The organism is Chelatococcus sp. YT9 (assembly GCF_018398315.1).
Lineage (GTDB): Bacteria > Pseudomonadota > Alphaproteobacteria > Rhizobiales > Beijerinckiaceae > Chelatococcus.
In genome coordinates, this window is the sequence record NZ_JAHBRW010000001.1 from 1325432 (window position 1) to 1347621 (window position 22190).

16 protein-coding genes and 1 tRNA gene are annotated in these 22190 nt (G+C 62.9%); 8 read left to right on the forward strand and 9 right to left on the reverse strand.

The window, feature by feature from the left end:
• Positions 1-15: 15 nt before the first annotated feature.
• Positions 16-1230: an MFS transporter gene (locus KIO76_RS05965; RefSeq protein WP_213321921.1), complete on the forward strand. Its 1215-nt coding sequence runs from the start codon at positions 16-18 to the stop codon at positions 1228-1230.
• Between the two features lie 506 nt (positions 1231-1736).
• Positions 1737-2498: a helix-turn-helix domain-containing protein gene (locus tag KIO76_RS05970; RefSeq protein WP_213321922.1), complete on the forward strand. Its 762-nt coding sequence runs from the start codon at positions 1737-1739 to the stop codon at positions 2496-2498.
• A gap of 174 nt (positions 2499-2672) precedes the next feature.
• On the opposite strand, the gene KIO76_RS05975 is transcribed toward KIO76_RS05970, so the two are convergent.
• Positions 2673-2762, reverse strand: a tRNA-Ser gene (locus KIO76_RS05975).
• Positions 2763-3018: 256 nt separating this feature from the next.
• Here KIO76_RS05975 and KIO76_RS05980 point away from each other — a divergent pair.
• The 4 genes from KIO76_RS05980 to KIO76_RS05995 all read left to right on the forward strand — a co-directional run bounded on the left by KIO76_RS05980 (position 3019) and on the right by KIO76_RS05995 (position 5394).
• On the forward strand, positions 3019-3666 hold the full coding sequence (locus KIO76_RS05980; protein WP_213321923.1) for a 50S ribosomal protein L21: 648 nt from the start codon (positions 3019-3021) through the stop codon (positions 3664-3666).
• Positions 3667-3759: 93 nt separating this feature from the next.
• Entirely contained in the window at positions 3760-4026 is a 267-nt protein-coding gene (rpmA, locus tag KIO76_RS05985; RefSeq protein WP_213321924.1) for a 50S ribosomal protein L27, read from the forward strand.
• A gap of 101 nt (positions 4027-4127) precedes the next feature.
• Positions 4128-4841, forward strand: coding sequence for a GNAT family N-acetyltransferase (locus KIO76_RS05990; protein WP_249729504.1), 714 nt, complete (start codon positions 4128-4130; stop codon positions 4839-4841).
• A 10-nt stretch (positions 4842-4851) separates the two neighbouring features.
• Positions 4852-5394: a GNAT family N-acetyltransferase gene (locus KIO76_RS05995; protein WP_213321925.1), complete on the forward strand. Its 543-nt coding sequence runs from the start codon at positions 4852-4854 to the stop codon at positions 5392-5394.
• A gap of 124 nt (positions 5395-5518) precedes the next feature.
• Here the strand turns inward: KIO76_RS05995 and KIO76_RS06000 are convergent, their stop codons facing one another.
• Positions 5519-6877: a M10 family metallopeptidase gene (locus KIO76_RS06000; RefSeq protein ID WP_213321926.1), complete on the reverse strand. Its 1359-nt coding sequence runs from the start codon at positions 6875-6877 to the stop codon at positions 5519-5521.
• Positions 6878-7079: 202 nt separating this feature from the next.
• Here KIO76_RS06000 and obgE point away from each other — a divergent pair, with 202 nt between their 5' ends.
• A complete protein-coding gene (obgE, locus tag KIO76_RS06005; RefSeq protein ID WP_213321927.1) occupies positions 7080-8111 on the forward strand; it encodes a GTPase ObgE in 1032 nt (343 codons plus the stop codon).
• A 90-nt stretch (positions 8112-8201) separates the two neighbouring features.
• Here the strand turns inward: obgE and KIO76_RS06010 are convergent, their stop codons facing one another.
• From KIO76_RS06010 to KIO76_RS06025, 4 genes are all read right to left on the reverse strand, one after another.
• The gene (locus tag KIO76_RS06010) at positions 8202-9605 is read right to left on the reverse strand and encodes an MFS transporter (RefSeq protein ID WP_213321928.1); all 1404 of its coding nucleotides are present in this window, start codon (positions 9603-9605) and stop codon (positions 8202-8204) included.
• A 15-nt stretch (positions 9606-9620) separates the two neighbouring features.
• A complete protein-coding gene (gene bluB, locus KIO76_RS06015) occupies positions 9621-10283 on the reverse strand; it encodes a 5,6-dimethylbenzimidazole synthase (RefSeq protein WP_213321929.1) in 663 nt (220 codons plus the stop codon).
• Positions 10280-15268 (reverse strand): NAD-glutamate dehydrogenase, encoded by a 4989-nt coding sequence (locus tag KIO76_RS06020; RefSeq protein WP_213321930.1) that lies wholly within the window; start codon positions 15266-15268, stop codon positions 10280-10282. The genes bluB and KIO76_RS06020 overlap by 4 nt, the downstream gene beginning before the upstream one ends.
• A gap of 338 nt (positions 15269-15606) precedes the next feature.
• Complete coding sequence (locus KIO76_RS06025; RefSeq protein ID WP_213321931.1) at positions 15607-16401, reverse strand: class I SAM-dependent methyltransferase; 795 nt, start codon at positions 16399-16401, stop codon at positions 15607-15609.
• An 849-nt stretch (positions 16402-17250) separates the two neighbouring features.
• Between KIO76_RS06025 and KIO76_RS06030 the strand changes: the two genes are divergently transcribed.
• Positions 17251-17550 (forward strand): DUF2794 domain-containing protein, encoded by a 300-nt coding sequence (locus KIO76_RS06030; RefSeq protein WP_249729762.1) that lies wholly within the window; start codon positions 17251-17253, stop codon positions 17548-17550.
• Positions 17551-17629: 79 nt separating this feature from the next.
• On the opposite strand, the gene KIO76_RS06035 is transcribed toward KIO76_RS06030, so the two are convergent.
• The 3 genes from KIO76_RS06035 to KIO76_RS06045 form a co-directional block, all read right to left on the reverse strand.
• A complete protein-coding gene (locus KIO76_RS06035) occupies positions 17630-18520 on the reverse strand; it encodes an aminoglycoside phosphotransferase family protein (protein WP_213321932.1) in 891 nt (296 codons plus the stop codon).
• A gap of 98 nt (positions 18521-18618) precedes the next feature.
• Positions 18619-19407, reverse strand: coding sequence for a Bax inhibitor-1/YccA family protein (locus tag KIO76_RS06040; RefSeq protein WP_213321933.1), 789 nt, complete (start codon positions 19405-19407; stop codon positions 18619-18621).
• A 188-nt stretch (positions 19408-19595) separates the two neighbouring features.
• Positions 19596-22181, reverse strand: a complete 2586-nt coding sequence (locus KIO76_RS06045; protein ID WP_291976682.1) for an ABC transporter permease — start codon at positions 22179-22181, stop codon at positions 19596-19598.
• Between the last annotated feature and the right edge of the window lie 9 nt (positions 22182-22190).

Below are 22190 nucleotides of genomic sequence, written 5' to 3' on the forward strand. Positions count from 1 at the left end.
GCCGAGGAGACCAGCATGACCACTCAAGAGACAGTCCATAGCACAGCGTCCAGGGAGGAGCCCCGCCTTTCGGCTCCCGCGGGCTCCGGCACCATTTTCGCGATGGCCGCCGCAGCGGGATTGGCGGTCGCCAATATCTACTACAACCAGCCCATGCTGGCGCTCATCGAGCAGGACCTGCCCGGTGCCGCGAGCGCTGCGATCCCCACCGCAACACAACTCGGCTACGCCGTCGGCCTGTTTTTACTCGTACCGCTCGGCGATCTCGTGGAGCGTCGGCGTCTGATCGTCGTGCAGCTTGTCGTATTGGCAGCAGCATTGATTCTGGCGGCCGTTGCGCCGACTGCATCCCTCGTCGTCGCCGCTTCGTTCGCCGTCGGTCTGTCGTCGACGGTCGCACAGCAGATCGTGCCGCTCGCCGCCCATCTCGCGCCTGCTGACAAGCGCGGGGCAACGGTCGGCACCGTGATGGCGGGGCTGCTGACGGGCATCTTGCTCAGCCGCACCCTCGCCGGCTTTGTGGCGACCCACGGGGGCTGGCGTGAGATGTTCTGGCTGGCGGTGCCAATGGCGCTTGCCGCGGCTGCGCTGATGGCTGTGGTCCTCCCGCACAGCGTGCCCCCCGCCCGCATGACCTATCGTTCGCTGCTCCATTCGACTTTGCATCTATGGCTGGAATTTCCGGCCCTTCGGATCGCCGCGCTGAGTCAAGCAGCTTTGTTCGCCGCCTTCACGGCCTTCTGGACAATTCTCGCCTTCCGACTGGAAGAGCCACGATTCGGACTGGGTGCCGATATCGCGGGATTGTTCGGCCTGGTCGGCGCCGTCGGCATCCTGGCCGCGCCGCTCGCGGGGCGCTTCGCCGATAGAAGCGGGCCGCGTCCTGCCGTCATGCTGGGCGCCGTCGCGACCCTTGCATCCTGGGTCATCCTTGGCGCATGGGGCTCCATCGTCGGGCTCATCGCCGGGGTCATTCTGCTCGACTTCGGCATACAGACTGCCTTGGTTTCGAACCAGCACATCACCTTCTCGCTGCGGCCCAGCGCTCGGTCACGTCTGAACACCATCTTCATGGGCGCGATGTTTCTCGGCGGCGCCTTTGGCTCGGCCATTGCAACGGTGGCGTGGGACTATGGCGGATGGTCGGCCGTCAGCGCGTTGGGCCTGACGCTCAGTGCGCTCGCGACGATCCTGCAGGCGCCTGGCGGAAGGACACAGAACACGCCATAGGTAGGAGGCCGCGCCAGGCCGGAGAACACTGTCCGTCCGGAACATCGACGCTGGACCCGGGTTGAACCCGTCCCTATCCACCGAGAACGCCCCAATCTGCAGTGCTGAGCCTATACGAAGGTATGGCGCCGCCACACTCTTCAGATATGAGATCAAACCCACGGAGAATAGCGGAAATGCCAGGGGACGATATTCTGCATGTATGGACGGCATGCGAATAACCGTAGCAACGGTTTGAATGCTTCGCTGTTGATATAAATATTACATAACAACAGCTGCCGCCGCCCTAGAGATCATGCGATATCTACAGGCCAGGAGCTCCCGCTATGTCATTTCATGTCTTGCCGCTTCCTGAATCCCGCTCCAGCTATCCAGTTGATGATGGATACCGTACATCGGGGAGCCTGCCGGAGCATCAGCTGTCTTCAATGGAGGGCCTTTCGCTTGACGGGAGCGCTTCGCATTCACCCGCTTGGGAAAGAGGAGTCAATCTGGCGGCCCTTGGGTTGCAAATCGCCCTTCCCAAGGCGGAGGGCGCGTCCGGCGCTATGACCGTGCGCGCCAATAACCACATATCCGGCCAGGTTTCCCGGTCCGGGGCGCCCGTTGACGACATCCAATCCAGGACGACGGAGGTCATCACCGATCCGGTCATCAAGCAGATGTCGGAAGCGCTTGCCGCCCTTGCCCCGCGCGCCGACGAGCTCTCTAGCGTGACAGCGGACGCGTTGCGGCTGGCCATCGTCACACGCGTGCTGAGCCTTCGCCTCACAGTCCCGTCGCAACGCCTGGAGCATAGCGCGCGAAAGCCGCAGGCGGCAAAATCCGGTTTGCAGAAATGGCGCTTCAAGCGGGTTGCCGACTACGTCAGCGCCAATCTGGCGGAGCCGATTACGTTGGAGGATATGGCTTCCGTCGCTGGATTGAGCCGCATGCATTTCGCAGCACAGTTTCGCATCGCCACGGGCATCCGGCCGCATGACTTCCTCCTTCGCCAAAGAATCGGGCGCGCACAGGAATTGATGACGACCGCCGAGACCCCTTTGGTCGCGATCGCCCTTGATGTCGGCTTCCAGACGCAGGCCCATTTCACCAGCGCCTTCAAAAAGATCACCGGTGAGACGCCTCACCGGTGGCGCATGGCCGTACGACATCGAGGGCAACGCGGAGATGGCGGCGGTCTTCCTTGCGAAGCGCCATGTGGTCACGGACAGTTCGAAGGGGGGCAACGCCGGATACGCGCCAATGGGGTCGGGCCACTATGTTAAGGCCACCAGGCAATCTGTCCCGTGCCCCGGAGTTCTCCGGGAAAGCGGTAGCCCCATCCACCCGCCGAACCTGAAATCAGGGCTGGGGTTATAGCAAAGGAAGGATCTGGGCCGAAGTGATGGAATGAATGGTAGATCACCACCATCCCTGAACACATAGCTGATAGAGATAGCTGGCGGAGAGGGGGGGATTCGAACCCCCGATGGGCTTGCACCCATGCCGCATTTCGAGTGCGGTGCATTCAACCGCTCTGCCACCTCTCCGCGTCGGCGCGGCACTTATACGTCACAACGCCGCAAGATCAAGGGGCTCTTGTACATTTTGCACCGTCAACGCGTTGACATGCATGCCCGTGAGATGTATCGACCCTCATTCTGTGCGAAGTCTTTTCGCGCTCCGTACGTGTGCGCGGCTCCTTCAGTCTTTGAGGTCGCCGCGTGTGAGTACGGCAACATCTGCCAAAAAGCCGGCCTTGTGGCGATCGCCGCAAAGAGCCGGGAGGAACACGGGACAAGAACGATGTTCGCAGTTATCAAGACCGGCGGCAAACAGTACCGCGTCGCCGCCACCGACGTGATCACCATCGAGCGCCTTGCCGGCGAGCCTGGTGACATCATTGCCTTCAGCGACGTTCTGATGCTTGGCAATGGCGAGACGACCGAAGTGGGCGCGCCCTTCGTGGCCGGCGCCACCGTCGCTGGTGAGCTCGTGGAGCAGAGCCGTGGCGACAAGGTCATCGCCTTCAAGAAGCGTCGCCGGCAGAATTCAAAGCGCAAGCGCGGTCACCGCCAGGACCTGACCGTGGTGCGCATCACGGAGATTCTCACGGGTGGCGCCAAGCCGTCGGCGAAGGCCGCAGCAGCGAAGCCCGCGCCGAAAGCTAAGGCGCCAGAAGCCGCTCCCGCGGCTGGCGATCACAGCAATCTCTCGTTGATCGCGGGCATCGGCCCGACCATCGAGAAGAAGCTGCGCGCCGCAGGCATCACGAGCTGGGACGCGATTGCTGCCTGGACCGAGGCCGACGTCGAGAAGTATGATGCCGAGCTTGCCCTGCGCGGCCGCATTGCGCGCGATGAGTGGATCGAGCAGGCCAAGGAACTTCTGGCCGGCAAACCGCCCCGCGCGAAGATCGATCAGGCCGAGCTGAAGTCCGGCGAGGACGACTGAGCGGCGAGGTTCAACGAAGGTTTAGGTAGTAGCGTTCAGAGTTGCGAAAAAGCGCCTCGCGCTACGGACGATAAGTAATTCAGGAGTTTCATCATGGCTCACAAAAAGGCAGGCGGCTCGTCGCGCAACGGTCGTGACTCGGACGGCCGGCGTCTCGGCGTGAAGAAGTTCGGCGGCGAAAGCGTCGTTTCCGGCAACATCCTTATCCGTCAACGCGGCACCAAGGTGCACGCGGGCGCCAACGTCGGCATGGGCAAAGACCACACGCTCTTCGCGCTTTGCGCAGGCCGCGTCGACTTCACGAAACGTGCCGGACGAGCATTTGTATCGGTTGTACCCGCCCAACAGGCGGCAGAGTAAACGGCGCAGCTTAGACGAGGAGCTCCGCCGGCATCCCAGCGAACCGGCGGATCAAGAGGCTCCTGACGATAGCTTCGGATCCAAGCGACAGGGGAGATGGGATGACCATCTCCCCTTCGTCGTTTTTCGCCGTCGTTGCCAACACGAGCACACGGCCCTTTGGAACGGAGCGAACGATGTTCACCTGCGGCATCATCGAAGACGCCTTCGTCATCGAGACGGAACGGCTTGCCCTGCGCTCGCCGCGCCTCGCCGACGCAGCCGCCATCGCATGCTTGGCCGGTGATAAAGCCGTAGCAGAGATGACGGCTCAAATTCCGCATCCATATCCACCAGGGCTCGCAGAACAATTCGTCAGCATGGCGCGCGCGGGCAACGCGGCCGGGCAACATCTCGTGCTGGTCGCAGCCTTTAGGCACACGCCCGATGAGATCATCGGCGCGTTCGGCGTCGCGCCAGACCGGGAAGCATCATTGCCATCGGTGGGTTATTGGCTGGGTACCCCGTTCTGGGGCTTGGGGCTGGCGACGGAAGCGCTGCGCGGCCTCATCGATACTCTGTTCGCCCGCAGCGACAGCCGGGGACTTTCAGCAGCCGTCCGCGTGGTCAATCCGGCCTCCCGCCACGTGTTGGAGAAGTGCGGGTTCCATCACGACGGTGCGGGTTTCAGGGACTTTCCAGCCCGTGGCGGACGGCTTCCCGTCGATCTTTTCACGCTTGAGCGCGGCATCTGGGCGAGCCTCAAGCGGTGGGGACCGGCGGTCGTGGTTGAAGGCGTGCGGAACGACACAGCCCTAACGGCACCACTGGGATAAGGAGGCGAGGATGCTGGACAACGCGATCAAGACTCAACGCGCTCTTCTCCGCCCCATCGTCGCCGGGGATGCAAAAGCGCTGCATGCGGCTTTGTCATGGGCCGTGGTACGCCAGCTCAGCCAAGTCTCGTGGCCTCTGCCACTCCGGGACGTCGAGGATTTCGCTCGCAAGGCTGAAGAACAGACACGTGCCGGGATTAGCTTTCATCATGCAGTCGTCGTCGATGGAGTGCCCGCAGGCGTGATGTCGATCAGACCACAACACGGCGCGATGAATCTGGGTTACTGGCTCGCAGAGGCCCACTGGGGCAAGGGCTTGGCAACAGAAGCCGCCGCGGCTTACGTTTCCGGCTTCTTCGCCGGCTCCTCGGATGTGCATCTCACGTCCGGGGCGTTCAGTGACAACGAGGCATCGCTGCGCGTCCAGGAAAAGCTCGGCTTCGTGGTGGTGGGTGAAGGTCTCGTCGAATCACGGGCCTTAGGACAACATCGGCCCCATTCCGACACGATGCTTGGTCGGATACGCTGGCGTGAAAGCGCGATGGCGGCGTGAAAGAGCCGAGGTTCCCGGCCGTCACTTGTGGCGGCCGGGTTCCATCGTGTGGAGCGGGAGAGCCGGCTGGCTAGGCAGATTCTCCGGATGAGGCGCGGCGTGCGGCGAACAGTTGGCGTGGCGCTTAGAACAGCAGGATTGTGGAATCGGATCGGACCTCCTGCGCGGTCATGCCGATCAGGGTGAGCTCAGCTTCTCCTCCTCCATCGGAAGCGACAAGGTGCAGCGTCACCGAGCCGCCAAAGGCGGAGGTGTCCAGCATCTCGACATCCTCTGGCGCTCGCAGTCCGAAGCGCCTGAGGTCGATGACATTGCCCGACCCGCGCTTGAAATCTTGGATCACGTCATGTCCATCGCCCGGTGCAATGAAAAAGAGGTTCCTTCCCGTCCCCCCTGCGAGAAAATCCTTCCCCCGACCGCCCCAAAGCACGTCATCTCCCTCATTCCCTTCAAGGCAATCATCTCCGTCATACCCACTGATGCGATCATTGCCCGCCCCGCCGCGAAGGTGATTGGCGCAGTCATTACCCATTATCGTGTCATTCCCGCCCCCTCCGATTGTGGCCTCGATAAGGAAACGAGAGTCGTTTGAGGACGACATCGGTGTGCAGACGACTATCTGCTCGGACGCCTCTCCGTACTTCAAAGGGCGCGGCACGATGTGGCTCGCAGTGCCTGGGCGAAGATCGATGTTTAAATCCTGATTAAAGTTCGAAAAGTCGAAAGTATCCCACCCCCCATCATCCACGATTGTCTCGAAGACGTAGTTGCCGGATGCTTTATGACGATAGTAGCCATCGCGGAAACTGTGTCCCATCGCCGGATCCCAGGAATAGGAATTATCGGTACCGGACGTCGGGGAGCGACCGGGTTGGCCATAAAGCGTTTGAAGGGCCAACACATCCAGCGGCATGAAGCTTTGAGGATGCTCGTCTCGGCTGCAGCCCAAACTAGGGTGATCGCGGTAGTTATTATAGCTCATGACCGTGAAACGACTACTGTCGTGTTCCTGCGGAACACGCCCGAAGGGGCCTAGGTTATGGGGATGCTTGAGCCCCAAGGCATGGCCAATTTCGTGACGTATGGCGTGGTGCTCGAAGCTTCCCTCATCAGGCTCGCGATAGTCATCCGTAACCGGGAACCAGACGTCGCCAGCGCAATGGTGGGAAGTTGGCAAATAGGCGCAAGGATTTTCCACGCGACACTGGGCGATACGAATGATAGCCCGACCCGGATTCGCTTCGTACTCATAAAATCTGATGTCGATTATCTTCTCTATTTCACGAAAAAATTCACGCGTTTTTTCTTTGATTCCCTTATCTAGCTCACGAAAATTTTCAATGTAATCAACGGGATAAGTATCTCCATACTCCGATAGTGAGCTTGGAAAACTGTAAGTTATAATTTTTGAGCCCCATCTATATTCATGAATAAGTCCATCAATCGAGCGGTTGCCTGTCGGAATATTACTCGCTATACTCATTGCACTCCTCACAGCAGCATTGTATGCATTGTTCACTCTTGTCACGGATTCGCGCGCTGACAGCGCTGAAAGCCTGGCAAGTCATGCGTGAGTTTGGGTTCTGTGTGCACGAGCTCACATGTTGGGCGACCTAGACGCGTTGCAGCCTTCGCCGAGCTCCTGTAGGAACAGGGTTCGTCCCGCAGTGGGCGGGAGTGGTGTCATGAAGTTTCTCGATCAGGCCAAGGTCTATGTCCGTTCCGGTGATGGCGGCGCGGGATGCGTTTCCTTCCGCCGTGAAAAATTCATCGAATTCGGCGGCCCGAACGGCGGTGACGGCGGCCGCGGGGGCGATGTCGTCGTGGAGTGCACAGACGGGCTCAACACGCTGATCGACTATCGCTATCAGCAGCATTTCAAAGCGCGGCCCGGCATGCATGGCATGGGCAAGAACCGCAACGGTCCGCGCGGTGATGATGTGGTGCTCAAGGTTCCCCAGGGCACTGAAATCTATACGGAGGATGGCGAGACCCTGCTCGCCGACATGACCGAGGTGGGCCAGCGCGTCGTTCTGGCGCGCGGCGGCAATGGCGGCTTCGGCAACGCCTATTTCAAGTCATCCACCAACCAGGCGCCGCGCCATGCCAACCCCGGCCAGACCGGCACGGAGATGTGGATCTGGCTTCGGCTGAAGCTTATCGCCGATGCGGGCCTTGTCGGCCTGCCCAATGCGGGCAAATCGACATTTCTTGCGGCGGTGAGCGCCGCAAAGCCCAAGATCGCGGACTACCCCTTCACAACGCTGCATCCTGGCCTTGGCGTGGTCGGCGTGGATGGTCGGGAATTCGTGCTGGCCGACATTCCGGGCCTCATCGAGGGCGCCCACGAGGGGCATGGTCTTGGCGATCGCTTTCTCGGCCATGTCGAGCGCTGCCGGGTGCTGCTCCATCTCGTCGACGGCACGGGCGAGCACGCCGGCAAGGCCTACAAGACCGTGCGCGCGGAACTTGAGGCCTATGGCCACGGATTGAGCGAAAAGCCCGAGATTGTGGTGCTGACAAAGGCCGATTCGCTCGATGACCAGACGCGCAAAGATCAGGTTGCGCGCCTGAAGCGGGCTTCCAAGCGTACCCCTTATGTGATTTCAGCGGCTTCCGGCGCTGGCGTGCGCGACGTGCTGCGCGCAGTCATGGCAACGCTCGACGGGGTCGCCGCCGCGGAAGCCGAATCCGACGACGCACCCTGGCAACCGTGAGACGGCGACGGAGCGTAAACCCGGGTTGAAGCGAAGCATCCGGCGTCCATCCGGACGCCTCCGCCATCAATGATGAGGCGCCCGCCGCGCTTACCGCGCACGCACGCCAGCAATCAGCAATCCGCCAAGACCAAAAAAGCCGATGAGAACGGCAAGGCCCGCGGCCTGGCTGTTGAAGAGATAGGTGGCCGTGGCGACGAGGGTCGGCCCCAGAAACGACGTCACCTTGCCCGACAGGGCGAAGAGGCCGAAGAACTGTCCGGCCTGCCCTGGCGGCGCGAGACGAACGAGCAGGCTGCGGGAGGAGGCTTGTAGGGGTCCCGCGACGAGCCCGATGGCAAGGCCAAGCGCGACATAGACCTTTTCGGGGATATGGGCGTAGAGCCCCGCCCCCGGCGTCATGGGACCGGTCGGCCAGACGAAGAGGATATGGTCACGGCCGAGGGAGAGGATTCCGACGCAGCAGAGGACGAGGATCGCCAGCGCCCCGAGGATGACCCGCTTGCCCCCGATGGCATCGTCGAGGCGCCCGCCTATGAAGGCGCCGATCGTCCCCGTCAGGGTAAGCAGAATGCCGAAGACGCCGATTTCGATCATGCCCCACCCGAAGACGCCGGCGGCGTAAATGCCTCCGAAGGCAAAGAGCGCCACGAGACCGTCCTGGTAGATCATGTTTGCGAGGAGGAACCGGCCGATGTCCCCGAGGCTCCTTGCCTGGCGCACGGTCTCCCCCAAGGCATGGAAGCCTGCGCGCATGGCGACTTTGAGCGGAATGCCGCTGGGCTTCACATCTGGCGTCAAGGCCAGCATCGGCGTCACGAAGACGACAAACCACAGGGCTGTCAGGGGACCGACCAGGCGGTCACCGGCGAAAGTCGCGGGGTCGAGCCCGAAGAGCGGCGTCAGCCCGGCCAGCGTGCGGCCGGTCTCCGGCGACGCCGCGAAGAGGGCGAGCGTCAGGGCCAGTGATATCAATCCACCCACATAGCCCGTCGCCCAGCCGGCGCCGGACAGGCGGCCGATGCGTTCCGGCGGTACAAGATGCGGCATCATGGAATTGTTGAAGACGGTCGCAAACTCAGCGCCGATGGTCGCAATGGCGAAGGCGACCAGCGCCAGGGCGACCGCCCCCGGTACTCCCGGCGCCGCCCACCACAAGGCGGCAGAGCCGATGGCGAGCAGCAGGCCAAAGAGCACGATCCAGGGCTTCTTGGGACCTGTCGTGTCAGCGACCGCGCCGAGAAACGGGGAGGTCAAGGCGATCGCGAGCCCTGCAACGCCCGTCGCGTAGCCCCAGAGGGCCTGTCCACTCACCGGATCGGACGCGAGGCGTGCGGCAAAATAGGGCGCGAACACGAAGGTGGTGATCAGGGTGAAGAACGGCTGCGTGGCCCAGTCAAAGAAGATCCAGGCAACGACTGCGCGCTTGGGCGGATAGCCTGGCTCTGCCGTCTCGGCGGGAAGCGACTTATGCCGCGATTGGAGTGATGACAATGGCGCCTTGCAGGGTCAACGGCTGTGAAGAACGGCTTCGATCGGCAAGGTCTCCTGCCAGCCGTGGCGGACGAGCTCCGGATCGAGATGTTCTTCACACGGCTCGCCGATGCATAGATAGGCGATAAACGACCATGTGGGCGGCACGTCAAGGGCCGCCTTGACGCGTTCTGGATCGAGGATGGAAACCCAGCCCATGCCAAGCCCCTCGGCGCTGGCTGCGAGCCACAGCGTATGGATCGCCATCAGGGTGGAATAATGCAGCGTCTCCGGCATGGTTCGCCTGCCGAGGCCATATCCTGCCTCCGGCTTGTCTTCATTGAAGACAGCGAGATGCGCCGGCGCATCTCGCAGGCCGGCAAGTTTCAGCGTGGCATAGGATAAGGCACGATCGCCCGTGTAACTCTTCAGGGCGTCGGCATTGCAGCGCTCGAATTCGGCAATGATGGCATTCCGCCGCGCTGGCGTGACGACCTCGACGAAGCGCCACGGCTGACTGTTGCCGACCGAGGGGGCGAGCACCGCGAGATCGATGAGATGTCGCAGCATGCCCTCCGGCATGGGCGCGCCGGTGAAGCGGCGCACATCGCGCCGCCATGCCAGAAGCTCCTCCAGCTGTTTGCGAAAGGCCGGGCCGAATTCCGGCGGATCGACGGGCGGGCATGGTCGCGTTGTCATGGCTTCACGAGATCCCCTATGAGGCCGGCCGCGACCGTGAGACGTGACAGAGTGAGCCCCGACGCCGCAATGCTTTCCACGGTCGAGCGGATGCGCTCCACCTCCCCGCCCCGGGCTGTCGCCCAGCGGTGGACGGCCTCGCGGGCCGCCGCAGCGTCCCGCGCGGGGGCGCCTGTCGCGACTATGGCTGAGGTCAGGCGGCGGTGCGCACTGGCGATGCCGCCCAGCGCGCGGCCGAGCGCCAGCCGGTCGTAGTAGTCCGTCACCGACAACTCCCGCGCGGCCGCGGCGAGCTCACGGAGGCGGAAGCTGCTCTCCACCGCGAAGTGGATGGCGGCGACCTCGTCGGCGCCGCGGTCACTCGCTTGGGAAATACGCACGATGTCCGGTGCGGCTCCCAGTTCGGACAAGGCCGCGAGACGCCGTGCCAGGGGCGCGGGAATCCCCGCCTCCTCGAGGCTCACGCTGCGCGCTTCGAGCCCCTCGCGGGCATCCGCTGACAGAGCGAGTGGAAGCGCTGCCTCGACAGTCGCGATGCCGCGGCGGTAGCGCGCGACGATCTTCTGGATGCCCTCGGCATGGAAATCCGCGTTGCGGATGAACCAGGAGAGCCCATCGATCAGGAGGTCCTGCAGACCCGCATAGAGATCGAGCTGCATGGCCGCGTTGATGTCGTCAGCGGAATGGCCGATGCGCTCGTCCAGCGCGTCGATACCGGCATTCAGCTCGATGAGCCCGTAGGCGTCTCGCACCGCCGCATAGGCCGCAGCGATTGTCGGCGCATCCGCCCCTGTCTCATCCGCGAGGCGCGTGACGATCGTCGGCCCGCCTCGATTGATGATGGCATTGGCAAGCTGCGTCGCAATGATCTCCCGTCGCAGGCGATGCGCCGTCACCGCGTCCGGGAATCGCTCCCGCAAGGGCTTTGGCATATACCGCATCAGTTCGCCCGCAAGATACGGGTCATCCGGCACCGGGCTTTCGAGAATCGCGTCGTAGAGCGCGAGCTTGGCATAGGCGAGGATGACGGCGATCTCAGGACGCGTCAGGTTCTCACCGCGCTGCTGGCGCTGCGCAAGCGTCGCGTCGTCCGGCAAGAACTCTACGGCGCGGTCGAGACGCCCTTCCGCCTCCAACACCCGCATGAGCCGGCGCGCAAAGCCGAGTTCCTCTGTCCCCCGCCGCTCGGCGAGAGAAATAGCCAAGGTCTGCAGATAGTTGTTCGTCAGAACGAGCCGTGCGACCTCGTCGGTCATCTCAACGAGCAGGCTGTCGCGGCCGGCTTCATCGAGGCGTCCCTCCTTCACCGGCGGCGCCAGCGCAATCTTGATATTCACCTCGACGTCCGAGGAGTTGACGCCGGCCGAATTGTCGATTGCGTCAGTGTTGAGACGAACACCCGCCTCTGCCGCCTCGATACGCCCGCGCTGAGTCATCCCAAGGTTGGCACCCTCGCCGATCACTTTGGCTCGGACAGACCGACCGGTAATACGTATGGCGTCATTGTTGCGATCGCCGGCATCGGCATCGGTCTCCTCGCTGGCACGGATATAGGTGCCGATGCCGCCGAACCACAGGAGATCGACCGGCGCCTTGAGGATAGCGGTGATGACCTCCTGGGGTGAGGCGTGATCTTGCTCAAGGCCGATGGCAGCCTGAACAGCCGGCGAGAGTGGAATGGATTTGGCAGCGCGCGAGAAGACCCCGCCGCCTGTCGAAATCAACGTGGTGTCGTAGTCCTGCCAGCTCGATCGCGGCAAAGCGAACAGCCGCTGCCGTTCCGCGTAGCTCACGGCAGGATCGGGGTGCGGATCAAGGAAAATGTCGCGATGGTCGAAGGCGGCCACGAGCTTCAGTTTTTCCGACAGCAGCATACCGTTGCCGAACACGTCGCCCGACATGTCTCCGACGCCCGCCACCGTCACAGGCGTCGTCTGAATATCGATGTCGAGTTCGCGGAAATGCCGCTTCACCGCTTCCCAGCCGCCGCGGGCAGTGATGCCCATCTTCTTGTGGTCGTAACCGTGGCTGCCACCGGATGCGAAGGCATCGCCGAGCCAGAAGCCATGATCGGCCGAAATGCTGTTGGCAAGATCCGAGAAGGTGGCGGTGCCCTTGTCAGCGGCGACGACGAGATAGGGATCGTCGTCGTCATAGCGCACGGTCAGCGGCGGATGGACGATGGCCTCGCCTTCGCGATTGTCGGTGATATCGAGCATCGACGACACGAAAATGCGGTAGGCCTCGGCGCCCTCGGCCATGAAGGCTTGCCGGTCGCCCGGAGCCGGCAGGCGCTTGGGAAGAAATCCGCCTTTCGCGCCAACAGGCACGATGACGGCGTTCTTGACCTGCTGTGCCTTGACGAGACCGAGCACCTCAGTGCGGAAATCCTGCGCGCGGTCCGACCAGCGCAATCCGCCACGCGCCACCTTGCCAAAGCGCATATGGACACCGTCGACACGTGGCGAATGCACGAAGATCTCATACAAAGGCTTCGGCATCGGCAAGCCGTCGACCCTGGCGCAGGCATATTTGATAGCAATGGTGCGGCGCGGATTACCGTCCTTATCCACCTGGAAGAAGTTTGTGCGGATGGCTGCGTCGACCAGGTTGACGAAACGCCGCAGAATGCGGTCGTCGTCGAGGCTGGCCACTCCCTGGAGCAGTGCCTCCACACGCGTATGGATTTCAGCCTGGCGGGCCGATCGCGTCGCCTCGTCCAAGCGCGGATCGAAGCGGGCATAAAAGAGCGCCACGATCTCCGTGGCGATGGTGGCGTGGCGTGTGACGGCACCCGCAAGATAGCCGATGCTGAAATGCACGCCGATCTGACGCAGATAGATGGCGAGCGAACGCAGGAGGGAAACGTCGCGCCAGCCGAGCCCAGCCTCCAGCACGAGCGCGTTGAAGCCGTCCGATTCCGCCAAATCCCGGAAAAGCGCCATCAAGGCGGCTTCAATGGCGGGCTGCAGCGCGTCGACATCGATAACCCCGCCCGCAGCGCGCTCCAGCCGCATGTCGTGCAGCCAGACCCGCGCATCATCATTCACCCCGGCGGGGAAGATGCGGTGGGTGCGCTCGTTCACGACGCGAAAACCGAGATTCTCCAGCAAAGGCACCCGCTCGGACAACGGCATCGGGCGACCGCGCGAGAACACCTTAAGATTGGCGCTGGTGTCGTCCTCGCCCTGGCGGCGGTAGATATCCACCGCCCAAGGCCGCTCGACGCTCAGCTGCTCCAGGATATTGATATCCGTAAGGACGGCTTCGCCGCTGTAAAATTCCCGATAGGCCGCCCCGAAGGCGTCGCCATAGCGCTCTGCGAGCACACGACCGCGTCGGCCTCCGATCGCGGCTTCCAGCAATTCGCCGAGCGCGTCTCGCCAGGTCCGGACAATGGCACGAACGCCCGCTTCCAGGGCTTCCTGCCCGATTGCCGGGATCTTGCCCTCATGATGGCCGATGATGAAATGCGTGCGGGACAAGGGTCCTTCGGGATAGGCCGGGTAGGCGGCGGAGACATGACCGTCGAAGGTCCGCGCCAGAAATTCCCCGACCCGCCGACGCACCTCGGTATCGTAGCGATCCTTCGGGATATAGACGAGTACGGACACGAAGCGGTCGAAGGCGTCGCGGCGAGCGAGCACGCGCACGCGCGGCCGTTCCGTCAGCTTCAGGATTTCCAGGCAGTAGCGATAGAGTGTCTCGACATCCACCTGAAACAGCTCGTCACGCGGATAGTCCTCGAGCACGTACAGCAACGCGCGGCCGGAGTAGCTTGCCGGATCGAAACCGGCACGGGCGATGACCTGAGCCACCTTGTGGCGGAGATAGGGGACGTCCCGCGTCGTGCCCGTGTAGGCATCGGCGGTAAAGAGGCCGACAATGCGCAACTCGCCGTCGAGCCTGCCATCCATCGAGAACAGTTTCACGCCGATATAATCGAGGTAAGCCCGGCGATGGACGCGCGATTTGACATTGGCCTTGGTCACGATCAACGGCACGGGCTCAGCGAGGAAGGCCCGCATTTCCGGCGTCATGACGACCATTTCCCGGCCCCGACGCAGGATCCGGACGGAAGGGTCGCGCAGGATTCCAAGACCCGATCCCTCCACGGGATCGGCGCTCGTATCGCCTCCTGAGAAGCTGTATTCACGGATGCCGAGGATGGTGAAATTCCCATCGGCCAGCCATGAGAGGAAATCGCCGGCCTCCTCCACCGCCTCCGCCGGCATGCTCGCCGGGGAAGATCTGACCACATCGGTGGCTCCACGGAGCCGGTCGCGCATCGCGCTCCAGTCATCGGTCGCCTGCCGCACCTCCGCATAGGTCCGCGCCAATTCCCCGACGAGGGCTGTGCGCACGGCCTCATCATCGATGCGATCCAGATGAATGTGAATGAGGCTCTCGCGCGCAACGGACCTATCGGCCTCCGCGTCAGGAATGATCCTGGTAAGGCGGCCATCGGTGTCGCGCTCCACGGCGATGATGGGGTGCGCCACCAGCGCCAGCTCGGCCTCGAAGCCCTGGGCGATCAGAGCCGCAAGGGTGGAATCGAGCAGAAACGCCATGTTGTCGTTGACAACTTCGAGCAGCGTGATCTGGCGTTGCTGACCGTCTCCATTGATGTCGCGATCGATGAGCTTGACAGCCGGAGGATGGCCACGGCGCCTCGGCTCTGCGAGATGGGCGAAGGCGTCGGCCGTGAGGGCGGCGATCTCGTCAACCGCGTAACGCTCGAGATCCTCGGTCGCCGTCGCACCGAAGAGCTTGGCCACGAAACCCGGCGGAACCGTCGGCACCCGCTGGCGCAGCACCGTTTCGACCGAGGCGATCAGATGGACCTTCTGCCTGTCCGCCTCACCGCCGGAGACCTCTTCATAAGAACGAATTCCTTGCTGATCAGGCGTCTCTGGAGACGTTCCCGAAGCATCGGCTCTCTCGTGATTATGGGGCTTCACTCGGTCCGGCTTCGCCGACGGCATACCAGTCTCCCTAAATCCTACGCGTGGTTGCGCGTATTGATCGTTCGCGCTGTTGAAGGCTTAGTTCAAGGTTATGGATCAATCATGACCGCGAGGGGCCGATCGCGATGAATGGTCGTGGAATCGGGGCTTACCGCTTCTCCGCGCTTCCATGATCGCACTCCCTGTCTTGCACCGCATGGCGTCGTCACCGGCATCTCTCCCTGCGTCAGTGGAGGAGCGGCATCGTTGCAGTTGGAATGCACCTTAGCAGGAATCGCTTGCAAAGCTCTCAGTTCCAAACGGCCGCACTGCACATTTCGGTCGCGCTCGGTGCAGCCGCGAAGGCTTCGGCAGGGTTATTTGGCAGCTTCGACGAAAAGAACCATCGGTGCATGGGCATGCCAGCGCGCCAACCAGGGATTCTCCTCTGAGGCCTTGGCGTCGGGGCGCGGTTCTTCAATCTTCGTGATGCGAAAACCCGCTCCAGTCAAAGCGTTGATGTAATCTGAGAGCATCCGCGGAAAGCGGGGCACTTCAAACGGCAAGATGCTGTCTGTCGATGGCCGCTTGCTGAAGAGCCAGCGCTCGACAAATGGCGCCTGATCGAAATACCGGCCCACTCGCAGCCCAACGCAATTGCCGTCAGCATCCCTCTCCCATTGCGTCGCGGGCGTGATGAAACACGGGTGCAGCACGCTGAAGGACAGCAGACCGCCTGGCTTGAGAACGCGGTGCGCTTCTCTCATGGCTGCCGGCAGATCCGGACCATCCATGAGCGCCATCGTCGATAACGCCACATCGAAACTGGCCTCGCCGAACGAGGACAGATTGCAATAGGATATGACCTGGTAATCTATCCCCAACGGCGTGGCGGCCTCTCTTTGGCGGGCCATTTCGATGAAACGGGGGGACAGGTCCACACCTGTAACCTGGGCGCCGCGCGCGGCAAAAAGGCGTGTGTTGGAGCCTTCCCCGCATCCGAGATCGATGACCGATTGTCCCTTGAGATCAGGAACGAAGGCCAGATAAGCCGGCAGGGTATAGAGCTCGCGGTATCGATCGTAACCGCTCTGCACATCGTGGGTCCATTGATCGGCGTTTCGATCCCAGGCGGCTGCAACAACCGCTTCATCGATTGTGTGTTTGGTCATGTCGGCTCCATCTGGTGGGCTGGAGCAGCGCGGCGATCCGAGGGCTGGCGAGAACAAGCGCCGCGTCGGTCGCTTGGCGGGCCTATCATCGAGGCACATGCGGCTCCGATAGCTTTATAGGCATGTCGGGGCCTCGGATCACTGGACGCCTCGTCCCAAAGGTCGTGCAGGCCGCGCATTCGTCGTCACTTCTGCAACGATTTGCGCCAGCATAAGAAAAAGCCGGCGCTGAACGCCGGCTTTTTAGAAGTCAGGTACTCGTTACGCGTTGCCAAGTGGCCCGGCATTCCCCTGATACCGGGGGGCTGGGGGGCTGACGTATTCCGGCATCGGGAGATACCGAGCCACCAAGGCAACATGGAATTTATCGCCGGGCAGTTGGGCCGCCGCTGGGCCTCTCTGCGGCGGAAATGTGGATTTTGCGATTTCTCAAATGGCACCGGCGGTCGGCTGAAATCGCGCGCTGCGCCAGCAGGCGTCCGCTTCATCCAGCTCATGACGCTTGCATGACACGGCGAGGCGCCCCATCATGAAATGCAGTAGCGCGAGCCCTTTTCGCGTTCTCGGTACGGCGGCCGCCGTGGCCGCCGCTTCGGCGCTATGGCGTTCGTCAGGCGCGGAAGGCAGGAACAGGGTAACGGAATGAGCGAGGAGGGTAGCTCGGACATCGAGCCCAACCTGCCCGAGCCGTCGGCGTATCGCATCGAAGCGATCACAACGGCGGCGGACAACAAACCATCGCCAGGCCGCTTATCAGACCGGTCCGTCCTTCCCTTCACGGCAGCGCAAGGCCACCGCTCACCCGCTCCGGCCAATGCGGCGTTTTCCACCGCGTCCCAGCCGAGCGCGTTGCCGGTTGTCTCGTTCGACCGGCTCGAACTTCGGGAAATTCTCAACCTCTACGGGCGCAAGGTCGCGGCCGGCGAGTGGCGGGACTATGCCATCGACTGCCTGAAAGACCGTGCCGTATTCTCGGTATTCCGGCGCACATCGGAAGTGCCCATGTATCGGATCGAGAAAGACCCGAAGCTTGCGCGCCGGCAAGGAGCCTACAGCGTCATCGCGGCTTCGGGCTTGATTCTCAAACGCGGTCACGAACTCGCCCGGGTCATCAGCGTTCTCGACAGGCCCCTGCGCGTGGTTGGCTGATGGCGATCACAGTCGCAATCACCTACAAGGCACTCAGTGCAAGGACGCTAGGAGCAGACGGCTTCTGACGGGGCCTGCTTCACATTTCGAGGCATTGCTTGTGATCAGCCAATACCTCCGCAATGATCTGCCATGACGTTTCAGCCTGGTGGAGATTGGTACCGGACGCGGCAATAGTGACCAGAGCTTTCCATAGCGCCCAGCCCCGGGCGCGGCTCCATGTCGCCTCGTCGAGAGAAAGTGCCCCCCGAAAGATCTCGCGGCTTGCGCCGGAAAATAACGTCCACGCAATCACGAGATCACATGCGGGGTCGCCTACAGCCGAGCTGCCAAAATCGATGACAGCGCTAAGATTGCCATCCCGCACCAACAAGTTGCCACCCGACACGTCCCCATGAACCCAGACCGGCGGCCGCTCCCATCGCGATGCGAGCGCGCGAGCCCATACATCCTCCATCACGCTCGTATCGATTTTATTGTGAAGGATGGCCAGCGCCGCGTGAACCTCGCTCTCGTATTCGGCAAGCCGACCGCCGCGATGGAAATTGTGCTGTCCCGGCAGAGGCCCGTCACAGGCATCAATCCGATGAAGCGCACCGAGAAAGTCGGCGAGCGAGCGAGCAATGCGCGAGAGATCCGCGTGGAGGTCCGCCGCGGCGGGATCGCCGGGCAGCCACTGATAGATGGACCACGGCCACGGGTATTCCGCGCTTGGCTGGCCTCTGGCCACGGGTACCGGGATCGGCAATGGCAGGTCGGGGGCCAGCACGGGGAGCCAGCGATGCTCTTTCGCGACCTGCGCGACATAGCGAGCTGCACTGGGCAAACGAACGAGCATGGTACCGCCCAAACGGAAGGTGCGGTTATCCCAGCCTCCGGGCACGACTGGCGCGACCGCCAGATGGGCCAAACTGGGGAACTGCTCGGCGACAAGCCTACGAACCAAATCGGCATCGATCTCGATGGTCAAAACGCGCCCCAGTTTGGGCCCCTGTTGAGCAAGGATCGCCAAGAAACGTCAAAAAAAAGCCCCGGCGAACCGGGGCTTTTCGTGATCTCGTAGCTTGCTCAGCTGCTGCGCTGCTGACCAAAGAGCTGCATCAGCATGACGAACATGTTGATGAAGTCGAGGTAGAGCATCAACGCGCCGAGGACAGACTTGCGGGCGGCCGAGGCACCGTCGTCCATCTCGTAGTACATCTCCTTGATCCGCTGGGTATCCCAGGCGGTCAGGCCAGCGAAGACCAGCACGCCCGCAACCGAGATTGCGAACTGCAGGGCGCTCGACGCCAGGAAGATGTTAACCAGCGAGGCGATGATGACGCCGAACAGGCCCATGATCAGAAACGAGCCCATCGCCGACAGGTTACGCTTCGTCGTGTAGCCATAGAGGCTCAGCGCGCCGAAGGTCGCCGCGGTGATGAAGAACACCCGCGTGATCGACGCGTGGGTGTAAACGAGGAAGATCGACGACAGCGACAGGCCCACCAGCGCCGCGTAGGCGAAGAAGAGCAGGCGTGCGGTGGCGGGCTGCAGCCGCGCTATCCGGAAGCTCAGGAAGAAGACCAACGCCAGCGGGGCGAAGATCACCACCCACTTCAAAGGCGAGCCGAACAGCGCGACACCGACGCTTGTCAGCATCAGGCCATTGCTGAACTGACCGGCGGCGGCAGCCGGATCAGTGGTGACAGCCGCCATGTAGGTTCCGAGCGCCGCCAGACCGGTAATGGCCAAGCCCAGAACCATGTTGTTGTAGACACCGAGCATGAAGGCCCGCAGACCCTGGTCGAGCTCTGCGGTTCCGGCCCGGGCGACACCGCTGCCGTAGGCGTAGGTGTTGCGGTTCAGATCCGACATGATTCCCTCTCGAAACTCCAAAAATCGTTGTGCTGCGACATATTGGCAGCAGACGAAATATGGAACATCGCCGCCCGCGATACAAGGGCCGCTCACTCATTCCGTGCGCTCACGCAAGACATACGGCTCAACATGAACGTTTCGTAAAGATTAGAAGGGACCAAACGCCAGCCAGGAAGCGCCTTTTGCTACAGATCCCTCAAGTATGGCGCAGGCTTCTGGCCAAGTATTCTCCAGGTCCCGGCAAGCCCGATTCCTACGGCAACCACAACTGCAACGAGCGCTGCCAATATCGCGCTCATTGGCGACAAGTCAAAACTCAGCCTCATGATGCGCGTTATTATCGCCCATCCGGCAATGGAGCCCGCGATGAAGCCAAATATGGCCGTCGACAGGGCGATCACTCCATACTCGATTATATAGGCCGTCAGCAGATGCGCGCGGGTTGCGCCGATGGTCTTCAGCACAACCGCGTCATAGAGTCGTGCCTGATGCGACGCCGCCATCGCGCCCGCCAGGACCAGCACGCTCGCCGCGAGCGCGATTGAAGCTGCCGCCCGCACGGCGAGCGCCAGTTGGGACACCATGTCGTCCACCGCCTGCAGCGCGTCCCGTACACGCACGCTCGTCACCACGGGAAAAGTTTCCGCGGCCTTGCGCAGCAGCGCTGCCTCCCGCGTGATCAGAGCGTTGTCCGCGATCTCGCCGCGTGGCCAGCTCAGCGTCGCGAGGTCGGTGTGAGGGGCTCCCGCAAAGGTGTTCGGCGTGAAGACCATCACGAAATTGATGCCGAGCGAACGCCATTCCAGCTTGCGAAGATTGGCGATCCGCGCCTCGATGCGGCGGCCGAGCACATTGACGGTGACAACGTCTCCGATACTCAGACGGAGCTTCTCCGCGATCTCGCTCTCGAAGGAGACGAGCGGGGGACCGGCATAATCGGCGGGCCACCATTCCCCGGCAACGAGCTTCGAATTCTCGGGTACGGTCGCGGAATAGGTGATGCCGCGATCGCCGTCGAGCACCCACTGCACGTCCTCCGGAGCCTTGTAGCCGTCGGCGGGCTCGCCCTTCAGCGTCAACAGGCGTCCCCGCAACATCGGAACCTGCTCGATCTTGGCGTTGGGCGCCTCGTCCGTCAGAAACGTCCGGAACTCCTCAGCCTGGTTCCCGGGCACATCAAGGAAGAAAAAGCTCGGCGCCTGCGCGGGCAAGCTGCCCGTGAGCTGGTTACGCAGGTTTGTCTCGATGAGGGCGAGCGTCACGATCAGCGTGATTCCGAGCCCAAGGGACAACACCAGGGACGGTGTCGGCGCCGCCGGGCGGTGGACGTTAGCGATAGCCAGCCGCATCGCCGGCCGCTGCACCCGTGGCAGCGCGCGGGCGAGACGCATGAGCCCGCTCGCCACCAGTCGCAGCAGGAGGAAGACAGCGGCTGCGGCGGCAACGAACATCAGCGCGAGCCAGCGGTCGTAAGAGAAGACCACAGCAACGGTCACCAGAGCGGCTATGGCGAGGGCCAGGGCAACAACATAGCGACGCCGCGGCAGGCGGCGGTCGAGCTGCACGGCCGAACGGAACAAGGCCGTCACGGGCACATCATGGGCGCGGCCGAGGGGTAGCAGGGCAAAGACGAAGGCGGTGAGCAGCCCATAGAGGGCGGCCAGCGCCAGTTCCAGCGGAGCGAAACTTGGCTCAAGCGGCAGCGGAATAAGCGTACGCCCAACCGTCGAAAGCAGGAAGGGCACTGTCGCCCCCAGCGCCATGCCGATTGCGACGCCGATCAGCGCCATCAGCATAACCTGAATCAGATAGATGGCCACCACCTGGCCGCCCGGGGCGCCTATGCTCTTCAGCGTCGCGATCGACGGTCGCTTACGATCCACGAAGGCATTCACCGCATTCGCAACGCCGACACCGCCGACAAGCAACGCTGTCAGCCCGACGAGGGTGAGGAACTGGGTAAAGCGCTCGATCTCGCGGGCGAGGCGCGGCGCGGCCTCGAGGCGGCTGCGCATCTCCCAGCCGGTGTCGGGAAAAGCCTGCTTCACGGCGCTCTGAATCGTGGCGAGCGCCGCATCATCATCGGCGCCCGGCGGCAGCACGAGGCGATAAGTCCAGCGGACGAGGCTGCCAGGCTGCAGAAGCCCGGACGCCTTCAGCGCCTCCTGGGAGATCATGAGCCGCGGACCGAAGCCTACGCCTGCCACCACCTTGTCAGGCTCGGTGACAATCGCTGCCTTGAGGATGAGGGGCAAATGCCCCAGGGTTACGCGATCCCCGGCCTTCAGACCAAGCCGCGCGAGGAGCACCGGATCCGCGAACGCTCCGTAGGCTCCATCCGTCACACCGAGCGCCTCGCGCGGCAGGGGCGGGTCGGTTTCGAGTGCGCCCAGCGAGGGATAGCGACCATCAACGGCCTTGACCTCCACGAGGGCAGAGCCCTTGTCGCCCGCCACGACCATCGCGCGAAGCGTCGCGACGCTCGACAGGTCGCCACGCGCGGCAAGGAAGGCCTGCTCACTCTCCGTCGCCTCCCGCTGAACAAGCGAGTAGCTGAGGTCTCCGCCCAGGATGAGGCGGCCTTGGGAGGCCAGGCCATCCGTGAGGCTACGTCCAACGGAGCCCACCGCCGCGATCGCCGCGACGCCAAGGGCCACGCAGGCAAGGAAGATCCCGAAGCCACGCAGGCCGCCGCGCATCTCTCTCAGCGCCAGCCTGACGACGAGAGTGAGGCCGGCCCAGCCGGATCGATCAGCAACGAATCCCTGCACGGGGCTGCC